The following is a 19,141-nucleotide window of genomic DNA, read 5'->3' as shown; positions in this document are numbered from 1 at the left end:
GCGGGTTTCAGACTTGCGGCCATTGGATCCAACCGACGAACGGTCATGGCGAATGGCCAGAATGTGAAACGGTTTGTGGGAGCGGGCTTGCCACGAGATGACGCCGGCATCGCAATCGCGGGACAAGCCCGCTCCCACGCAGTTCGCAGTCTGCAAGGCCAAGTAATCCCTTCAGGCGACCTCCGCCCCCTCATCCGGCCAATGCGGCTCATTGGCGCCCGGTGGTGTCAGCGGTGGCAAGCCATAGGCTGCCCGGGCGTCGTCACAGCTGGGGTTGTGCACGCCGTTTTCCCACGAGGCATCGAACTCGCGGCAGGGGCTGGAGCGGTTCTCGTAGATGGAGCACGCCACTTGCGTGCCGATCTCGCCACCCAGGCTGACGCAGCGGCAAGGCTTGGCGTCGGTGCCGATCATGGCGACCCGGGTCGGGTTGATCTGCACCACCAGATCGTCGGGCACCACGCCGCCGGCGGACTGGCATTCACCCCAGAAGAAAGACACACGAAAGTAGCCGCAGCAGGCGCCGCAGGTCAGGCAAGGGTTCTGATCGGACATGATGGCCAGGGAAGGAGGTTGTTGTTATCGGGGCGAGCGCCCGCGGCGCTATTTGTAATCCAGGCGCGGACGGCTGAGAAGAGGGGGAAGCAAAAAAAGATCGCCGCTGATCGGCGTTCCGAGGTAAGCGATATGCGCAGGTCTGTGTAGGAGCGGCCTCGTGCCGCGAAAGGGCTGCAAAGCAGCCCCGGGTTCTTGGCAATGCTGCATACATCCTGGGGCCGCTTCGCGGCCCTTTCGCGGCACAAGGCCGCTCCTACACCCGCGATAGCGCCCTGGCGGCTTACTTGCTGGTCAGCCCATCGGCCCGGAACATCTGGCGAATGCCGCGAATGGCCTGGCGAATCCGGTCCTGGTTCTCGATCAGGGCAAAGCGCACATGATCGTCGCCGTAGTCACCGAAGCCGATCCCCGGCGACACGCAGACCTTGGCCTCGGCCAGCAGCTTCTTGGCAAACTCCAGCGAGCCCAGGTGCGCATAGGCCTCGGGAATCTTGGCCCAGACATACATCGAGGCCTTGGGGTTCTCGACCATCCAGCCCAGCTCGTGCAGGCCCTTGACCAGCAGGTTGCGGCGCTGGCGATATTGCTCGGCGATGTCTCGCACACACTGCTGGTCGCCTTCCAGGGCAGCGATGGCGGCCACCTGCAGCGGGGTGAAGGTGCCGTAGTCGTGGTAGCTCTTGATCCGCGCCAGGGCGCTGACCAGCTCGGGGTTACCGACCATGAAGCCGATCCGCCAGCCGGCCATGTTGTAGCTCTTGGACAAGGTGAAGAACTCCACCGCGATGTCCTTGGCGCCCGGCACCTGCATGATCGACGGCGCCTTCCAGCCGTCGTAGACGATGTCGGCATAGGCCAGGTCGTGCACCACCAGCACGTCGTACTGCTTGGCCAGGGCCACAACGCGCTCGAAGAAGTCCAGCTCGACGCACTGGGCGGTGGGGTTGGACGGGAAGCCGAGGATCATCATCTTCGGCTTGGGGATCGACTCGCGGATCGCCCGCTCCAGCTCGTTGAAGAAGTCCACCCCTGGCACCAGCGGCACGGAGCGCACCTGGGCACCGGCGATCACCGCACCGTAGATATGGATCGGGTAGCTGGGGTTGGGCACCAGCACCGTGTCTCCCTGGTCGAGGGTGGCCAGCATCAGGTGCGCCAGACCCTCCTTCGAACCGATGGTGACGATGGCCTCGCTTTCCGGATCGATGTCGACCTCGTAGCGATCCTTGTACCAGTTGGAGATCGCCCGGCGCAGGCGTGGGATGCCGCGGGAGGTGGAATAGCCGTGGGTGTCCTCGCGCTGGGCGACCTGCACCAGCTTCTCGACGATATGCGGCGGGGTGGCGCCATCGGGGTTGCCCATGCTCAGGTCGATGATGTCCTCGCCACGGCGGCGGGCGGCCATCTTGAGCTCGGCGGTGATGTTGAAGACGTACGGGGGGAGACGATCGATGCGCGCGAAGCGGCGCGGCGAACCTGGGTTGGCCATGTGTTCCTCTGCAGACGTAAGCGCCCGGAACCGTCCGAGCGACGTTGGCCGCTGCGGCGGCCTGATTCAGAAGATAGTGCCGAAACAATATTTCTGTAAAGGATAATTTCCTGTTTTGTTTAACATTTTCAGATGTATTTTTTGAAAATCAAAGATTTATGTTTTCAGGACCGGCCTCTTCGCGGGTAAACCCGCTCCCACAGGGTTAGCGCGATCCCTGAGGGAGCGGGTTTACCCGCGAAGAGGCCGGCACAGGACAAACAGGCATAAAAGCTTGCGGACGCCGACCTGTCATTTTTGCCAGCTGCGCTGTTCCAGCAGCCAGCCTACGCTTGATGCACCCTCACCCGACAGACCATGGGATGCATAATGGGAACGCATGAGAAGAAGGCTGAGCAGGGCCACCTCAGCAGCAACCCGCACTCCAGCATTGTCCATTTACTGGCGACTGAACGCAGTGGTAGCGTGGTTGAGATACGCCCGGAGGACAAACTCACTATTACCTACTCACCCTATGGTATGACGCGCAGGGATATATCAGCTTCAGTAAAACAGCGATTCAACGGTCATTTAAGAGAGCGTTGCCTGGACGGTTACTTGCTGGGCAATGGTTACCGCATGTACAACACACTGCTCATGCGCTTCAACTCACCCGACAACCTAAGTCCCTTCCTCCAGGGTGGTATCAATCCCTACATGTATTGCTCGGGGGATCCTGTGAACCGACATGATCCGACTGGCCATGTAAATAATCGCATCGCGTCCCCTCAACAACGTCGCGCCCTCCCCGGATTGGTGACTGATCAGCCACCAGCCACCTACGATCCTACAAACGCCAATGCTCCGAGAACGGAAAACAATCAAGAGCTCTTCGGCCCCACATCTCAACAGAAAGAAAGCGCTACACCAACCATGCAGCATAAAACTCTTAACGCCAATGACAGCTGGGCAGATATTAATAACAAACTAGATATAAAGGATAACAAAAGAATAGATTTTGCGCGAACCCTAGTAAACAACAACACAACAACCAAAACCTCAACCGATGTCAAGAATGCGCTAATCAGGTACATCACGGCATTGGGAATTTCACACGACCCAACTCTTATCTTACAAAAAGCGTACCCTGGGATAGATGATAGAACCATCGGATACTTAGCGGGCACTGCCGAGGCGATTAGGCAAAAGATCGTACAGCAACCTTTTTCTACCTGACTGATACAAACACAATTAGCAGCCACAAAAAACCCCGGCACATGGCCGGGGTCTTCGTGTAACAGGCTGCTGTATCAGCGCGCGTAGGTCATCAGCACATCGGCCGCAGTCTGGCTGTCCACGCCCATCATCACGCTCAGGGCAGTGACGGTGAGGATGGAGAAGCCGAACACCTTGCGGGCCCACTTGCTGTCGTCCTCGGCCTTGTAGCCACCCCAGGCCATGTACAGCCAGTACAGGCCCATGGCAGCCGCCACGGCGAGATAACCCAGGCCGGCATAACCGCCGAGGGTAAGCATCAGGGTGGCGAGCACGAAGGCCAGCACGTACAGCACGATCTGCTTCTTCGCCGCGAGGATACCGCGTGCCACCGGCAGGACCGGAATGTTGGCGGCGCTGTAGTCCTTGAAGCGGAAGATGGCGATGGCGAAGCTGTGCGGCATCTGCCACAGGCTGAACATCACCAGCAGGGTCACCGCGGCCAGGTCGAAGCTGTTGCTCACGGCGCAGTAGCCGATCACCGGAGGCATGGCACCGGACAGGCTGCCGACCAAGGTGCCGTGCACCGATTTGCGCTTCAGCCACAGGCTGTAGAAACCGACGTAGACAACGAAACCGACCAGGGCGCAGAACGCCGCCAGCGGGTTGGCTTGCACATACAGCAGGCTGAAACCCGCCACCCCGAGCAGGGTGGCGTAGATCAGCGCCAGGGGCAGCGACATGCCGCCCTGGACCATGACGCGGTTCTTGGTACGTTCCATCTTGTGGTCGATGTCACGGTCGATGCAGTTGTTGAACACGCATCCAGACGCGACCACCAGGGAAGTACCGATCACCACCGCCAGGAACAGGGCGAAATCCACATGCCCCTTAGCGGCAAGGAAGAAACCGCCTGCCACGGAAAGCACGTTACCGAAAATGATCCCCGGTTTGGTGATTTGGATAAAGTGCTTCACGGACATGCAGTCTTACCTCACTTGGCCAACATTTCGAAGTGGATGCTGAACATGATCCACAGCGACAGGCCGACCAGCAGTGCAATTACCAGGACGGTGAACAGGAACGTCGACACGTTGGAACGCTGCTCTTTCGAGCGGTCCATGTGCAGGAAGTACACAAGGTGCACAACCACCTGGATGACGGCCATGGCCACCACGATCAGGACGGTCAGGTTCTTCGGCAGGCTCGGGTACATCACCAGGCCGAACGGGATCGCGGTCAGGATGATCGACAGTACGAAACCGATCATGTACGACTTCACGCTGCCGTGATTACCTTCGTGGTGAGTGTCGTGTGCGTTAGCCATTACAGAACCCCCAGCAGGTAGACGACGGTGAATACGCAGATCCAGACCACGTCCAGGAAGTGCCAGAACAGGCTCAGGCAGCTCATGCGGGTCTTGGCGGTCGGCGTGATGCCGTGCTTGTTGATCTGGTACATCATGATTGCCATCCAGATCAGACCGGCAGTCACGTGCAGGCCGTGGGTACCGACCAGCGCGAAGAACGCCGACAGGAAGCCACTGCGCTGCGGGCCGTAGCCCTCGGCGATCAGGTGATGGAACTCATAGATTTCCATCGCGATGAAGCCGGCACCGAACAGGAAGGTCACGGCCAACCAGCCCAGCACGCCTGCCTTGTTGCCGGCGAACATCTTCAGCATGGCGAAGCCGAAGGTGATCGAGGACAGCAGCAGGAACGCGGTTTCAACCAGCACGAAGTCGAGCTGGAAGATGTCGTGACCCGACGGGCCGCCGGCGAAACCGCCGGACAGCACCGCGTAGGTGGCGAAGAGCGACGCAAACAGGATGCAGTCGGTCATCAGGTAGAGCCAGAAACCGAGTACGGTCATCTGGCCCGAGTCGTGGTGGTGGTCGTCGTGCGCATGGTCATGACCATGCGCGCCACCGTGGATTACTTGACTGGACATTGATTACACCCGTTCAAACGATTCGACACGTGCGCCGGCAGGCAGTGCACCTGCTTTGGCCAGCGCTTTCATGCGCTCGCCTTCGATGCGCGCCACTTCTTCGGCCGGAACCATGTAGCCCTGGTCGTCACGCGCGGCGTGGCGAACGAAGACAGCGATGGTTGCCACCAGGCTCGCGCCCACCAGCCACCAGATGTGCCAGATGAAGGCGAAGCCGAACACGGTCAGCAGCAGACCCATGAACAGACCGGTGGAGGTGTTGCTCGGCATGTGGATCGCTTCGTACTTGGCAGGTGCCTTGTACGCAGCGCCGGCTTGCTTGGCTTCGTGCCAGGCGTCCAGGCCAACATGCTCAGGCATGTGAGCGAAGTTGTAGAACGGAGGTGGCGACGAAGTCGACCATTCCAAGGTACGGCCGCCCCATGGGTCGCCGGTGACGTCCATGTTGTCCTTGCGGTCGCGAACCGAGACGTAGATCTGGATCAGCTGGCAAGCGATACCGAACAGGATCAGCACGGCGCCGACCACGGCTACGTACAGGTAGGGTTCCCACAGCGGGTTGTCGGAGTGGTTCAGACGACGGGTCATGCCCATGAAGCCCAGGGCGTACAGCGGCATGAACGCAACGTAGAAGCCGGAGATCCAGAACCAGAAGGCAGCCTTGCCCCACTTCTCGTTCAGGGTGAAACCGAAGGCTTTCGGGAACCAGAAGGCGAAGCCGGCGATGTAGCCGAATACCGCGCCACCGATGATCACGTTGTGGAAGTGGGCGATCACGAACAGGCTGTTGTGCAGAACGAAGTCGGCACCTGGAACAGCCAGCAGGACGCCGGTCATGCCACCGATGGAGAAGGTGACCATGAAGCCCAGGGTCCACATGATCGGCGCGGTGAAGCGCAGACGGCCCTGGTAGATGGTGAACAGCCAGTTGAACAGCTTCACACCGGTCGGAATGGAGATCAGCATCGTCGCCAGGCCGAAGAAGGTGTTGACGCTGGCGCCGGCACCCATGGTGAAGAAGTGGTGCAGCCAGACCGCGAAGCCGAGGATGGCGATCGCGCCCGAGGCGTAGATCATCGAGTGGTGACCGAACAGACGCTTGCCTGCGAAGGTCGAGGTGACTTCCGAGAACACGCCGAAGGCCGGCAGGATCAGGATGTAGACCTCAGGGTGACCCCATGCCCAGAACAGGTTGACGTACATCATCGGGTTCCCACCAAGCTCGTTGGTGAAGATATGGAAGTCCAGATAACGGTCAACGGTCAGCAGGGCGAGCGCGGCGGTCAGGATCGGGAAGGAAGCGACGATCAGCACGTTGGCCCAGGTGCAGGTCCAGGTGAAGATCGGCATGTCCATCAGCTTCATGCCAGGGGCGCGCATCTTCATCACGGTGACGAGGAAGTTCACGCCGGTAAGCGTCGTACCCAATCCGGATAGCTGTAGCGCCCAGATGTAGTAGTCGACACCCACCCCAGGGCTGTACTGGATACCTGCGAGCGGCGGATAGGCAACCCAGCCGGTCTTGGCGAATTCACCAACGCCCAGCGAGATGTTGACCAGCAGCACGCCTGCCAGCAGCAGGTAGAAGCTCAGGGAGTTCAGGAACGGGAAGGCAACGTCACGTGCACCGATCTGCAGCGGAACCGCGAGGTTCATCAGGCCGGTGAAGAACGGCATCGCCATGAAGATGATCATGATCACACCGTGGGCGGTGAAGATCTGGTCATAGTGTTCAGGCGGCAGGTAGCCTTCGGAGCCACCGGTGGCGGCGGCAAGCTGGGTACGCATCATGATGGCGTCGGCGAAGCCGCGCAGCAGCATGACCATAGCGACGATGATGTACATCACGCCGATTTTCTTGTGGTCGACCGTGGTCAACCACTCGGTCCACAAGTAGGTCCACTTGCGGAAATAGGTGATGGCACCAACGACAGCGATACCACCGAGCGCGATCATGGCAAGCGTCACCATGACTATCGGCTCGTGATACGGTATCGCCTCCAGAGTTAATTTACCGAACATCTCTTACTCCTCTGCACCGGCAGCTGGTTGCATACTCGATTCCACACCCTTGGTAGTGGCCAGGTCTTTGCTGCCTGCTTCTTCGTGGTTCGGACGACCGCGGTTCATGCCTTCGTACTTGTCGACGATGCGCTGGAACTGGTCAGCCGGAGCCTCGCTGTACAGCGCGACTGGGTTGTTTTCGCTAGCTTTGGCCAAGGCGTCATATTCGGCCTGGTCCAGTTTCTTCGGCGATGCCTTCACTTCAGCGACCCATGCATCGAAGTCAGCTTGCGAGGTGGCAACAGCCTTGAATTTCATACCGGTGAAGCCGGCGCCGCTGTAGTTGGCGGAGATACCGTCAAACACACCGTTCTCGTTGGCGATCAGGTGCAGTTTGGTGGTCATGCCGGCCATGGCGTAGATCTGGCCGCCCAGACCCGGGATGAAGAAGGAGTTCATCACGGCGTCGGAGGTGACACGGAAGTTGACCGGGGTGTTGGCCGGGAAGACGATCTTGTTGACCGTGGCGATGCCCTGCTCCGGGTAGATGAACAGCCACTTCCAGTCCAGCGCGACCACGTCGATCTGCACCGGCTTCACATCGGAATCCAGTGGACGGTACGGGTCCAGCTTGTGGGTGGAGTGGTAGGTGAAGTAACCCAGGGCGATGATGATCAGGATCGGGATGATCCACACCGCAGCCTCGATCTTGGTCGAGTGCGACCAGTCGGGGGTGTAGGTGGCGGCCTTGTTGGAAGCACGGTACTTCCAGGCGAATGCCAGGGTCATGATGATCACGGGCACGACCACCAGCAGCATCAGGCCGGTGGCGATCAGGATCAGGTTCTTCTGCTCAATGCCGACCTGGCCCTTCGGGTCGAGCAGGGTCCAGTTGCACCCACTGAGTAAAAGCATGCCTAAAAAGGGCAATATGCCAAACAGTCTGGGGTAACGCTTTTTACTCATCTCACGACCTCTAGATCAGCTTGCTTCAATGCAATTTGTGTTTTGGTAGCCAACACTTCGTCCTGCCAAGTGCGGCAATTGGCGCCCGTACTCGCCCCTGCCAGGGATCCGACTGCAGGATCTTGGCGTCAAGCGGGTGTGCGGTGCTTATGGTTTCGTAGGCAACAGGCCTGTACTTCAGACCAAGTCCATTTGGTGCGGAAAACGCGGAGGGGGGTCCGCCCGGTATCGCCGTTGGGCGAAACTTGACGAAGTCAGCAAATGGAAAGCGCTGCGGCTTCCATCAATCCTGCGACTTGCAAGCAGTGCCGAACGGAAATTGGGGGCGATTGTAGATAGGTCGTTCAACGATGACTATGACTTATTGAGCAACAGTCTTTTACAGAATGCGTAACAATGCTGGTCAAAAAATCAACTTCGCGACAGTTTGTCGCACCCCTTCCAGTAGCCCTGAAAGCCTTGCCGCGCAAGGGCTGGTGGCTGACCTGGATCAATCGTGCGGTGCGCACTGCGGCTTATCTCGCCGCGCAATAGACCCAGGTCAATTCGGGACTTTGGTCTAAGCGCGACGTCGGTTTCGGTAGATCCCCAGGGGCACCAGCACCGCCGTCAGGACGAAGGCCACCAGCGCCCATTGCGCCAGCGACAGGCCGAGGATCGGCGGGTACGGGGTGGAGCAGAAACCGTCGACCTGGAAGGCCAGCGGCCAGAGCTTGGCCAGCGGCAGGTCGTCGACGATGGGCTGCAGGGTGTCGATGCCGCAGCTGACCATCGGGTTGGCGAGTATATACACATGGTTACCCGCCGCAATGATCCCGCCGATGGCGCTGAGCACCACCAGCGCCTCGAAGAAGGTCAGGCTGCGACGCCCGGGCATGGCCGCGGCGATGAAGGCGAAGAGCGCGATGAACAGCAGGGCATAGCGCTGCAGGATGCACAGCGGGCAAGGCGCCTCGCCCAGCACCACCTGCATGTACAGGGCGCCGCCGATCAGCGCCAGGCAGATCACGCCGAGGAGCACCAGAAAGCGCCGTTCCCGATTCAGGCGCGATGAGAGTTCGTTCATTGCCGATTCCTTCGATGGAGAGTGGCAGCGCGGGCTGCCCGAGGGGCGCCCAGTCTACACGCTGGAGATGACCTTTGAATGCATCGAGGAGGGGCGTGCGCGGCTATCCATTGATGACCTAGTGTCCTGTCTCGGAAATACGTTCTCTTTTGGCGAGTGGCTTGGGTGTTCGGCCAAGGCGCCGCGACGAGTCATAGCAGGGCTATGGCGAGGAGTGGCAACGCCGGCCGGGCGCCCAAGACGCCGCCAAAAGTGAACAGCTTATTTCCGAGACAGGACACTAGGACCGAGCGGGTCGATTTCGGTTCACTGGCGCACATGAAAAATACGCCAGCCCGAGCGCCGGACAGGGGCAGGCCCCTCAACACCCGGGAGTGAAGGATACAGTGATTAAAGGAGGATTAAAGATGAACGCGGGTGTAGAGGCGTTCATCTCTTTCTATATAGAGAAGGGTGGTAGGCCCAATGGCTGGCAAGCCAGCCCCCGCACTGAGAATGCAATCGTCCGCTTCGTTCTCGATTACCCACGGCTGGGAGCATCCGGTACGGGAGCTGGCTTGCGAGCAATTGGGATGGTGAGCATCCCCGGGGGCGCTTTGCGCCCCGTTCGCGGCACAAGGCCGCTCCTACAGGGATCGCGCACTCCTGTAGGAGCGGCCTTGTGCCGCGAACGGGCTGCGCAGCAGCCCCCGGCGATTGCTACTCCAACGCCGCCGCCGGCCCGAAGAACTCGTAACGGCTCTGCCCTTCCGGCACGCCCAAGCCCTTGAGCTGGCGCTTGATCGCGGCCATGAAGCCCTTCGGCCCGAGGAAGTAGGCATCGACATCGCGCTCACGCGGCATCCACTCCGCCAGCAGGTCTTGATCCAGCAGGCCCACCGCGTCGGCAGCACGACTGCCATCGTCCTCGGCGTAGCAATAGAAGCGCTTGAGCTGCGGGTGACGCGCCGCCAGGCCGTCGACCCAGTCGCGGAACGCATGCACCGCACCATTGCGCGCGCAGTGGATGAAGTGCACCGGACGCTCGGTCTTGAGCGCCGCCTCGAGCATCGCCAGGGTCGGGGTGATGCCAACGCCGCCGCTGATCAGCACCAGCGGCTTGTCGCTGGCGGCCAGGGTGAAGTCACCGGACGGCGGGAACAGTTGAAGGGTGTCGCCGACCATCAACCCGTCATGCAGGTAGTTGGAGACCTTGCCACCCGCCTCGCGCTTGACGCTGATGCGGTACTGCTCGCCGTCGCACAGGGCCGACAGCGAGTAGTTGCGACGCTGTTCCTGGCCATCGATGAACAGCTGCAGGCCGATGTACTGGCCCGGCTCGGCCTTGAGCACCGGCTGGCCATCGACCGGGGCGAAGTAGAACGAGACGATCTCGCGGCTTTCCTGCTCGCGGCGCACCAGGCGGAATTCGCGGGTACCGCGCCAGCCGCCGGCAGCCTGCTCCTTCTCTTTATAGAGGCTTTCTTCCGCGCCGATGAGGATGTCGGCCAGCTGGCCATAGGCGGCGGCCCAGGCGGCGATCACTTCAGGGGTGGCGATGTCCTTGCCCAGCACTTCCTCGATGGCGCGCAGCAGGCAGCTGCCGACGATCGGATAGTGTTCGGGGAGGATTTGCAGGGCCACATGTTTGTTGATGATCTGCCCGACCAGGCCGCCCAGCTGCTCGAGCCGGTCGATGTGGCGGGCGTACATCAGCACACCGTTGGCCAGGGCGCGCGGCTGGTCGCCGCTGGCCTGGTGGGCCTGGTTGAACAGCGGGCGTACCTCGGGGTACTCGCTGAGCATCAGTTTGTAGAAGTGGGTGGTCAGGGCCTCGCCACCGCTTTCCAGCAGGGGGACAGTGGCCTTGATGATTGCACGTTGTTCGGCATTGAGCATTACGACAACTCCTGAGCCTTTGGCTTCGAATGGTTGCGTAAGGCTTTTCAGCAATCGTGCCAACTTTAAACACCAATAAAATCAGGCTTTTGAGCACATCAGTGTCATAAAGACACACCCAGGCGTATAGTCATTACGACCAACAGGAGTCCATATGACTGCAAAGCCCCTGCTCACCGCCCTCCTCCCCCTGGTCAGCGACCTTTCCTGCGACCTGCCCGACCAGGAGCGCTACCGCCGCCTGCTCGGTGCCATGCGTGGCCTGCTGCCCTGCGATGCTGCAGCGCTGTTGCGCCTGGACGGCGAATGGCTGGTGCCGCTGGCGGTGGACGGCCTGTCGCCAGACACCCTGGGGCGGCGCTTCAAGGTCAGCGAACACCCGCGCTTTCAGATTCTCCTCGGGCGCCCGGAGCCGACCCGCTTCGCCAGCGACAGCCCGTTGCCCGACCCTTATGACGGTCTGGTCAATGCCGAGCATGTCGACCTCGAAGTCCACGACTGCATGGGCTGCCCGTTGATGGTCGACGAGCGCCCGTGGGGCCTGCTGACCCTCGACGCCCTCACCCCCGGACAGTTCCAGAGCCTGGAGCTCGATGCCCTGCAGGCCTTCGCCAGCCTGGCCGCCGCCACGGTGACCGTGGCCGAGCGCATCGAGCACCTGGCCCTGCGCGCCGAGGACGAACACCAGCGCGCCGAGGTGTACCGCCAGGCCAGCGGCCAGGACCGGGAACTGATCGGCCAGAGCAAGGCGCACAAACGTCTGGTCGAGGAGATCCGCCTGGTCGGCGGCAGCGACCTGACCGTGCTGATCACCGGCGAGACCGGCGTCGGCAAGGAACTGGTGGCCCAGGCCCTGCACCACGCCAGCCAGCGTGCCGACAAACCGCTGGTCAGCCTCAACTGCGCCGCCCTGCCCGACACCCTGGTGGAAAGCGAACTGTTCGGCCATGTGCGCGGCGCCTTCACCGGCGCCCACGGCGAACGCCGGGGCAAGTTCGAGCTGGCCAACGGCGGCACGCTGTTCCTCGATGAGGTCGGCGAGCTGCCCCTGGCGGTGCAGGCCAAGCTGCTGCGGGTGCTGCAGAGCGGGCAGCTGCAGCGGCTTGGCTCGGATCGCGAGCACCGGGTGGATGTGCGCCTGATCGCCGCGACCAACCGCGACCTGGCCGAGGAAGTGCGCAGCGGCCACTTCCGCGCCGACTTCTATCACCGCCTGAGCGTCTACCCGTTGCACGTGCCACCGCTGCGGGACCGGGGTCGCGACGTGCTGCTGCTGGCCGGCTACTTCCTCGAACAGAACCGCTCGCGCCTGGGGCTGGGCAGCCTGCGGTTGTCCGCAGACGCCCAGGCCGCACTGCTGGCCTACGGCTGGCCGGGCAATGTGCGCGAACTGGAGCATCTGATCGGCCGTTCGGCGCTCAAGGCGCTGGGGCAACACGGACAGCGGCCGAAGATCCTCACCCTGGAGGCGGCCGACCTCGACCTGCGCAACGTGGCGCCGACCCCGCAGTTAGAAACCGAGGTGCCGCCGGCCGACGCGCCATTGCCCGAGGGTGGGCTGCGCGAGGCGGTGGATGATTATCAGCGGCAGATCGTCGAAGCGTGCCTGAATCGCCACGGGGACAACTGGGCCGCCGCCGCGCGGGAACTGGGGCTGGACCGGGCCAACCTGAGCCGGTTGGCCAAGCGACTGGGACTGCGCTAGCTTCAGGCCATGTGCAGCCCCTGTAGGAGCGGCCTTGTGCCGCGAAAGGGCTGCGCAGCAGCCCCTCATATCGATGAAACGCTGAAACTGCCGGGGCCGCTTCGCGGCCCTTTCGCGGCACAAGGCCGCTCCTACAGTTACAGCCCCGCGATGGACTGCAAATAGCAAACTAAGCTAAAGCCTGACGCCAAAAAGCCGATAACCCGGCATCCTCCCCCATTTCGAACCGAAGGTTGCCCATGGCCACGCAAAAAGCCCGCGCGGACTCGTTGTCCCTGCTGCTGTTCACCCTGCGCAGCGGCAAGCTGATGGCAATCAACCTGCTCAAGGTCAGCGAGATCATCCCCTGCCCGCCGCTGACCAAGCTGCCGGAGGCCCACCCGCACGTCAAAGGCGTCGCCACCCTGCGCGGCAACTCGCTGTCGGTGATCGACCTGTCCCGGGCCATCGGCGAAATGCCCCTGGCCGACCCCGACGGCGGCTGCCTGATCGTCACCGAGATCAGCCGCTCGCGCCAGGGCCTGCACGTACAGGCGGTGAGCCGCATCGTCCATTGCCTGAGCACCGACATCAAGCCGCCGCCCTACGGCTCGGGCAACCGCTCGTTCATCACCGGCGTGACCCGGGTCGACAACGCCCTGGTGCAGGTGCTGGACATCGAGAAGGTCATCCATGGCATCGCCCCGCCGCCCCACGAGCCGCACCCGGGCGAAGTCAGCGAGGAAGACGCCAGCCTGCTGGCCGCCGCCAATATCCTGGTGGTGGACGACAGCCAGGTCGCGCTGCAGCAGTCGGTGCACACCCTGCGCAACCTCGGCATCGAGTGCCATACCGCGCGCAGCGCCAAGGATGCGATCAACGTGCTGTTGGAACTGCAAGGCACCGACAGGGAGATCAACATCATTGTCTCCGACATCGAGATGTCCGAGATGGATGGCTTCGCCTTCACCCGTACTCTGCGCGAAACCCCGGATTTCCAGCACTTGTACATCCTGCTGCACACCTCGCTGGACAGCGCGATGAGCGGCGACAAGGCCAAGCTGGCGGGGGCCAATGCGATCCTGACCAAGTTCTCCTCGCCGGAGCTGACCAACTGCCTGGTGACGGCGGCGCGGGCGGTGGTATTCGAGGAGCGCTGAAAGCCAGAGCGTGAAGAGCCATGCGAGTGCATGGCTCTTGAGGCCTCAGCGGCTATTCGTCGACTGAGGGCGGGGCTGCGAGGCCGCCCTGGAAACGACTGGCTCTCGGTTCGGCGCTTTCACGGCCCCCCGCTTCCAGGTCGGCCACTGCTCGACCTTTTCTCGACATTCATCGAGGTAACGAAGAAATTCCTCTTTACTTCCGTTCATCGGAATCATCCTTCAAGTACATTGACAAAGTATACCCAGCCTCATCCTCATGATCGATGTATGAACAAGGCAGCATCTGGGTGCGCAATCTAGCATCTGCTTCAGTCCAGTCAACCGTTTGCCCATCCTCGGTCTTACGTATGACAGCGTAGCCGCTACCCAGACTCATGGAAAACAGATCAAAGAAGCTTCTTGGGCCCACGCCGATGAAGGCGTCAAAAAATACCCCTTTGTGCGAACGGTCCTGGGAAATCGAATCCGAATGAAATTTCTGAGCCTTACTCTTGGGGTAAGGCTCGACATAAACCACACGGTCGACACCTGCGGCAATAATGTGTTTTGCACAGTTGTGACAAGGGTAAGTGGTGCAATACAGCGTGCTATCAACTGCACTTACCCCCATTCTTGAAGATGACAGCAGCGCTTCCATTTCCGCATGGACGACCCGCCCGTATTCAGTGATATCTTTTATTCCGCTATTTCTTATCAACGGCGCCACCTCATCCCGACAGTGCTCGGGTAATGAGCGAATGATGTTGTCTACAATCTCCTTTTTTTTGCATGGCGTTGGAGTCCTCGCCTCGTTTGTAGTCCCTTCCATCCTCCTCATCCACAATTTCATGTGCTTCACTCCTGGTTGGCCAGTACAGGCCGCCTCCTGCCTTGGGTACATCGTTAGCCCCCGTTGCGATGATGCAATCGTACTTGGTCAGTACAGCACCGACCTGCCGTGATAGGTCAGCGGACCTCAGTGAGGCAGAAAATGCCATGAACATCGCATACTCATCGAAAGTGGGGGTGACGTAGGGCTTTCCGAACAACAGATCCAGAATTCGCCAGACCTGATTCTTGAGGGCATCAAGATTCCCGTCATAACTGACAAAGAAATCAGACAAATGGTAAGTATCTCGGGTGTGCTGCCCATGTGGCTCTTTTTCGTTCTCATCCCGTGAAATCAGATCCGCCGCCTGCTCCTTAGTCAACTGCAAGTCCTTGAGAAGATAGCGACTTCTGCGCTCATGGTCCGCATGCACGCCGATCAAGAAGAACCCTCCAGCGTAAATCTTCCGCAGTCGCTGCACCTCAAACGGTGTTTTCAGTGAGTTGATCAGATAGGCATTTCTACCAGGCGCTCCCTGATTTTTCTGGTACCTCAATTGGCTGATGGCGACAGCAGCACCCAACGCCAGTATCGAATTATCCCCTGACACCTCTCTTAACCGATTACCTTCACGCATGTACCTGTCGATACGCTCAACGCGGTTTTCTGTGTCCGGAACGTTCCCGATTTTTGAAATAACCTCACTGGATATACGAATGGAGTTAGAGGTATAGCGAAACGCCTTGAGCCGATCTTCGACAATTTGGCAAACCACTTTCAGGTCAGTTCCCAGTGCCCCGACGAATCCCAGAACCAACTCGGAATCCGCATAGGAATCATCCAGGAAGGACATATTCATGAATTCAGGAGCGTGCGCAAGATTTTCCATGAGTGGCCGGGCATCGGGCATGGCCTCACCGTCCTGTGACAGTATCCCTCTTACCAACTGCTCCAGTTCCAGGGAGGACTCCGGCTTCCCCTGAAAACTCAGTTCACCCGTGCCCGGGTACCAAGACATTACACCACCGCTATGGGTGCGAAACTCAAACTGGTTCGGGTTAAGTTCTTTCCATGTTCCAACCTGCGCCAATATTTCCAGGCGCTCCTTCAGCTGCGCGAATGATCCCTCGAAACGCATTCCATGACCTCACCGTTGCCCGTTGGCTTTTGAATCCCTACAGGTATAGCCACGAATCATCCTCTTTCCAGCGCGAGCAATGCTTGCTAATAAAGTTTCAGCCTTCCGCTAAAAACGTAGGAAAATTCGCAATTTGCGTTGCGCCAATGGAAAGGCATAATTCCCTCTCTTGTTGAGGTCATGCCCCATGCTACGTTCGATACTGCTTAGCCTTTCGTTACTAACCGTTTCCGCCCAAGCTTCGACGCCACAAGCCTGGAGCGACCAGCGCCAGCACATGCTCAAGGCCTGCCTGGCCGCCAGCCAGTTCAAGGATGCCCACGCCCTGGGCAAACCCGCCGAGTTCGACGACCAGGTCGGTTACAGCGCGCTGCTGATCGAAGGCACCTACCCCCAGAAGCACATGCAGAACCGCACCGGCACCGAGCTGTGCCTCTACGACCGCCAACGCCAGCAAGCCTTTACCAGCGAATGGGAAGCCGGCAAGCGATGAGCGACAGCATTCGCTTCGCCTGCACCGGCTGCGGCAAATGCTGCACGGGCCATCATGTGCCCCTGACGCTTGCCGAGGCCCATCAGTGGGCGGCCTCCGGCGGCCAGGTGGTGGTGCTGATCGAAGGGTTCATTGCCGATGGTCCTGGCATGCCGGCAGAGCAGCGCGAGCATGTGCTGCGCCGCTCGTTCCCGGTGCCCTGTGGCGCCGGGCAACTGCAGGTGTCGGTCACCTTCGCCGCGTTCAACCCGGGACGTTGTCGCAACCTCGATGACAACGACCTGTGCGGCATCTATGAAAGCCGGCCGCTGGTCTGCCGCATCTACCCGGCGGAAATCAACCCGCACCTGCCGCTGCGGCCGGAAAACAAGGACTGCCCGCCCGAGGCCTGGGAGCAGGGGCCTGAGCTGATTCATGGCAGCCTGCCGGTGGATGAGGCACTGCGCGCCTTGATCGAGGCCTCGCGCCAGGCGGACCGCGACGATATCGCCGCCAAGGTGGCGATATGCCAGGCGCTGGGGATGACCACCAGTGCGCTGAAGGGCAACGGGTTTACTGCGTGGTTGCCGGACATGGCGACGTTTGCTGCGGTGCTGGAACAAGCGCCACAGGCGGTCGATGGGCCGTGGCGGGTGCATGTGCAGGACGAGGCGCTTGCGGCCGAACTACAAGCTCATCGCTTGCAGGTGACGGGCGAGGCGCCGGTCTACTATGCGTTCATCGGATTCTAGATAGATCCAATCGCGGGGCAAGCCCGCTCCCACGCCCTCCCCCTCCGATGCTTCGATGCTTCGATGCTTCGATGCTTCGATGCTTCGATGCTTCGATGCTTCGATGCTTCGATGCTTCGATGCTTCGATGCTTCGATGCTTCGATGCTTCGATGCTTCGATGCTTCGATGCCAACATTGTGGGAGCGGGCTTGCCCCGCGATAGGGCCGGCCCTGACAACTCAATCAATCACTGACACCGCCGCCAGAACTCATCCGCCAGCCGCCGCAGGTCCTTGGCCAGGTCCGCCACGTCACTGGCACTGCTATGACTGCGCTGCCCGACGCTGACCGTCGCCTCGCTGGCCTGGCGGATGCTGGTGATGTTGCGGTTGATGTTCTCGCTGACCTGGCTCTGCTGCTCCACTGCCGCGGCGATCTGCAGGCTCATCTCGTTGATCTGGTTGACCCGCACGCTGATGCTGTCCAGCGCGTCGCTGGCCAGCTGCGCCTGCTCGACACTGTGCCCGGCATGGGCGCTGCTCTGCTGCATCACCTGCACCGCCGCGCGGGCGCCGTCCTGCAGGGCGGCGATCATGCGCTGGATATCGTGGGTGGACTGCGCGGTGCGCTGGGCCAGACCGCGCACCTCGTCGGCGACCACCGCGAAGCCACGCCCCTGGTCACCGGCCCGGGCCGCCTCGATGGCGGCGTTGAGCGCCAGCAGGTTGGTCTGCTCGGCAATGCCGCGGATCACATCGAGCACCCCGGAGATCTCGCTGCTGTGACTCTCCAGCTGGTGGATCACCTCGCTGGCCTCGACCAGTGAACCTGCCAGGTCCTGGATCGCGCAGCGGTTGCGGTCGACCAGCTGGTGGCCGGACTGGGTCTCGTCCTCGGCCTGGTCGGCGGCCATCGCCGCCATCTGCGCGCTGCTGGCCACCTGGGCGACGCTGGCGCTCATCTGGTGGATCGCGGTGGCCACCTGGTCGGCTTCGCTCTGCTGCTCAAGGCTGTTGGCATGACTGCTGTGCAAGGCCTCGACCAGCGAGCCGGAATGTCCGGCCAGGCGTGACGAGGTATCGCCGATACGCCCGACCACCGCCCCCAGCTGCGCCTTGAGCATGCGCATGGCGAACTCGATCTGCCCCAGGCCATCACGCCGGCCGGTGTACAACTGCTGGCTCAGTGGGTTGTCGGCGATCGCCTGGGCCTGCTGGCGCAGCCGCTCGTAGGGGCGCAGCAGTAACAGGATCGCCAGGCTGCTCAAACCTGCCGACGCCGCTACTTCTACCAGCGATTCCAGCAGCGGCGCCCCCAGCCACCACTGCCCGGCCCCCAGCACCAACGCCAGCACGACGCCGACCGCCAGCGACAGACGCGAACCCAGCCCCAGCACCGGCAAGCGCTCGCGCCAGCCACGCCGACCTTCGCGCAGACGCGCATAACACCGTTCAGCCGCGGCGACCTGCTCGGCCCCGGGCTTGGTCCGCACCGACTGGTACTCCAGCGCCTGCCCGCCGCTGCTGATCGGCGAGACGAAGGCGCTCACCCAGTAGTGGTCGCCGTTCTTGCAGCGGTTCTTCACCAGCCCCATCCACGAGCGCCCGGCCTTGAGCGCCTGCCACATCTGGGCAAATGCCTGGGGCGGCATGTCGGGGTGGCGGACGATGTGATGGGCGTTGCCCAGCAGCTCCTCGCGGGAGAATCCGCTGACCCGCAGGAAATCGTCATTGGCATAGGTGATGCGGCTGTCCAGGTCGGTGGTGGACAGGATATTGGCGTCGCCGGGGTAATCCACTTCGCGACCGGTAACAGGCATATTGCACTTCATCGGAGGCTCTCGTTGTTGTACGTGAAATCGGCAGGGCGTACGACTCTAGGGGCAAACGCCGGCGCAACATTGATCCATGGCAGGGTATTAGCACTTGGCCATCAAGCCGCCGAAACTGACAGCCGTGACAGCCAGGCGTCACGCTGCCGACCCGGTCAGCGCGCTATAACCCTGCAATAGCCGAATCCTTTTCTTAGCCCCTTGGCC

The 19,141-nt window shown here is 61.2% G+C and carries 16 protein-coding genes and 2 pseudogenes; 5 read left to right on the top strand and 13 right to left on the bottom strand.

Features of this window, described 5'->3' with window-relative positions; all coding sequences use genetic code 11:
* Positions 1-171: 171 nt before the first annotated feature.
* Together PRtIB026_RS07835 and alaC are read right to left on the bottom strand one after the other, a co-directional pair.
* Positions 172-555, bottom strand: a complete 384-nt coding sequence (locus PRtIB026_RS07835; protein ID WP_050703800.1) for a YkgJ family cysteine cluster protein — start codon at positions 553-555, stop codon at positions 172-174.
* 283 nt (positions 556-838) lie between these two features.
* Positions 839-2,047 (bottom strand): alanine transaminase, encoded by a 1,209-nt coding sequence (alaC, locus tag PRtIB026_RS07830; protein ID WP_203647943.1) that lies wholly within the window; start codon positions 2,045-2,047, stop codon positions 839-841.
* Between the two features lie 369 nt (positions 2,048-2,416).
* Here alaC and PRtIB026_RS07825 point away from each other — a divergent pair, with 369 nt between their 5' ends.
* Positions 2,417-3,262, top strand: coding sequence for an RHS repeat-associated core domain-containing protein (locus PRtIB026_RS07825; protein WP_244670926.1), 846 nt, complete (start codon positions 2,417-2,419; stop codon positions 3,260-3,262).
* A 74-nt stretch (positions 3,263-3,336) separates the two neighbouring features.
* Here PRtIB026_RS07825 and cyoE read toward each other — a convergent pair whose 3' ends face one another.
* From cyoE to hmpA, 7 genes are all read right to left on the bottom strand, one after another.
* A complete protein-coding gene (cyoE, locus tag PRtIB026_RS07820; protein WP_028689798.1) occupies positions 3,337-4,224 on the bottom strand; it encodes a heme o synthase in 888 nt (295 codons plus the stop codon).
* A gap of 11 nt (positions 4,225-4,235) precedes the next feature.
* The gene (gene cyoD, locus PRtIB026_RS07815; RefSeq protein WP_186713218.1) at positions 4,236-4,568 is read right to left on the bottom strand and encodes a cytochrome o ubiquinol oxidase subunit IV; all 333 of its coding nucleotides are present in this window, start codon (positions 4,566-4,568) and stop codon (positions 4,236-4,238) included.
* The gene (locus tag PRtIB026_RS07810) at positions 4,568-5,191 is read right to left on the bottom strand and encodes a cytochrome o ubiquinol oxidase subunit III (protein ID WP_023629875.1); all 624 of its coding nucleotides are present in this window, start codon (positions 5,189-5,191) and stop codon (positions 4,568-4,570) included. Before PRtIB026_RS07810 ends, cyoD begins: the two co-directional genes overlap by 1 nt.
* 3 nt (positions 5,192-5,194) lie before the next feature.
* Positions 5,195-7,213, bottom strand: a complete 2,019-nt coding sequence (cyoB, locus tag PRtIB026_RS07805; RefSeq protein ID WP_050703798.1) for a cytochrome o ubiquinol oxidase subunit I — start codon at positions 7,211-7,213, stop codon at positions 5,195-5,197.
* A 3-nt stretch (positions 7,214-7,216) separates the two neighbouring features.
* Positions 7,217-8,161: a ubiquinol oxidase subunit II gene (cyoA, locus tag PRtIB026_RS07800; RefSeq protein ID WP_028689802.1), complete on the bottom strand. Its 945-nt coding sequence runs from the start codon at positions 8,159-8,161 to the stop codon at positions 7,217-7,219.
* A 559-nt stretch (positions 8,162-8,720) separates the two neighbouring features.
* A complete protein-coding gene (locus PRtIB026_RS07795; protein WP_203647945.1) occupies positions 8,721-9,227 on the bottom strand; it encodes a disulfide bond formation protein B in 507 nt (168 codons plus the stop codon).
* Positions 9,228-9,926: 699 nt separating this feature from the next.
* Positions 9,927-11,105, bottom strand: coding sequence for an NO-inducible flavohemoprotein (hmpA, locus tag PRtIB026_RS07790; protein ID WP_203647946.1), 1,179 nt, complete (start codon positions 11,103-11,105; stop codon positions 9,927-9,929).
* Between the two features lie 154 nt (positions 11,106-11,259).
* On the opposite strand from hmpA, the gene norR reads away from it, so the two are divergent.
* On the top strand, positions 11,260-12,810 hold the full coding sequence (gene norR, locus PRtIB026_RS07785; protein ID WP_203647947.1) for a nitric oxide reductase transcriptional regulator NorR: 1,551 nt from the start codon (positions 11,260-11,262) through the stop codon (positions 12,808-12,810).
* Between the two features lie 239 nt (positions 12,811-13,049).
* Positions 13,050-13,949, top strand: a complete 900-nt coding sequence (locus PRtIB026_RS07780; protein WP_203647948.1) for a chemotaxis protein — start codon at positions 13,050-13,052, stop codon at positions 13,947-13,949.
* Positions 13,950-14,145: 196 nt separating this feature from the next.
* Here PRtIB026_RS07780 and PRtIB026_RS07775 read toward each other — a convergent pair whose 3' ends face one another.
* Complete coding sequence (locus PRtIB026_RS07775) at positions 14,146-14,649, bottom strand: deaminase (RefSeq protein ID WP_244670927.1); 504 nt, start codon at positions 14,647-14,649, stop codon at positions 14,146-14,148.
* 10 nt (positions 14,650-14,659) lie between these two features.
* Positions 14,660-15,898: a cytidine deaminase gene (locus tag PRtIB026_RS07770; protein WP_244670928.1), complete on the bottom strand. Its 1,239-nt coding sequence runs from the start codon at positions 15,896-15,898 to the stop codon at positions 14,660-14,662.
* A gap of 187 nt (positions 15,899-16,085) precedes the next feature.
* Between PRtIB026_RS07770 and PRtIB026_RS07765 the strand changes: the two genes are divergently transcribed.
* Both PRtIB026_RS07765 and PRtIB026_RS07760 read left to right on the top strand, forming a co-directional pair.
* Positions 16,086-16,391, top strand: a complete 306-nt coding sequence (locus tag PRtIB026_RS07765) for a hypothetical protein (protein WP_050703793.1) — start codon at positions 16,086-16,088, stop codon at positions 16,389-16,391.
* Complete coding sequence (locus tag PRtIB026_RS07760) at positions 16,388-17,122, top strand: YkgJ family cysteine cluster protein (RefSeq protein ID WP_203647949.1); 735 nt, start codon at positions 16,388-16,390, stop codon at positions 17,120-17,122. The genes PRtIB026_RS07765 and PRtIB026_RS07760 overlap by 4 nt, the downstream gene beginning before the upstream one ends.
* A 228-nt stretch (positions 17,123-17,350) precedes the next feature.
* On the opposite strand, the pseudogene PRtIB026_RS26610 reads toward PRtIB026_RS07760, so the two are convergent.
* Positions 17,351-18,355 (bottom strand): annotated as a pseudogene (locus PRtIB026_RS26610) (methyl-accepting chemotaxis protein); the annotation flags it as partial.
* Positions 18,356-18,652: 297 nt separating this feature from the next.
* Positions 18,653-18,922: pseudogene (locus PRtIB026_RS26605) on the bottom strand (PAS domain-containing protein); the annotation flags it as partial.
* Positions 18,923-19,141: the final 219 nt, after the last annotated feature.

The organism is Pseudomonas sp. RtIB026 (assembly GCF_016861355.2).
Lineage (GTDB): Bacteria > Pseudomonadota > Gammaproteobacteria > Pseudomonadales > Pseudomonadaceae > Aquipseudomonas > Aquipseudomonas peradeniyensis.
Note: the sequence above shows the minus strand (reverse complement) of the source record. Positions and strands in the feature narration are given on the sequence as shown.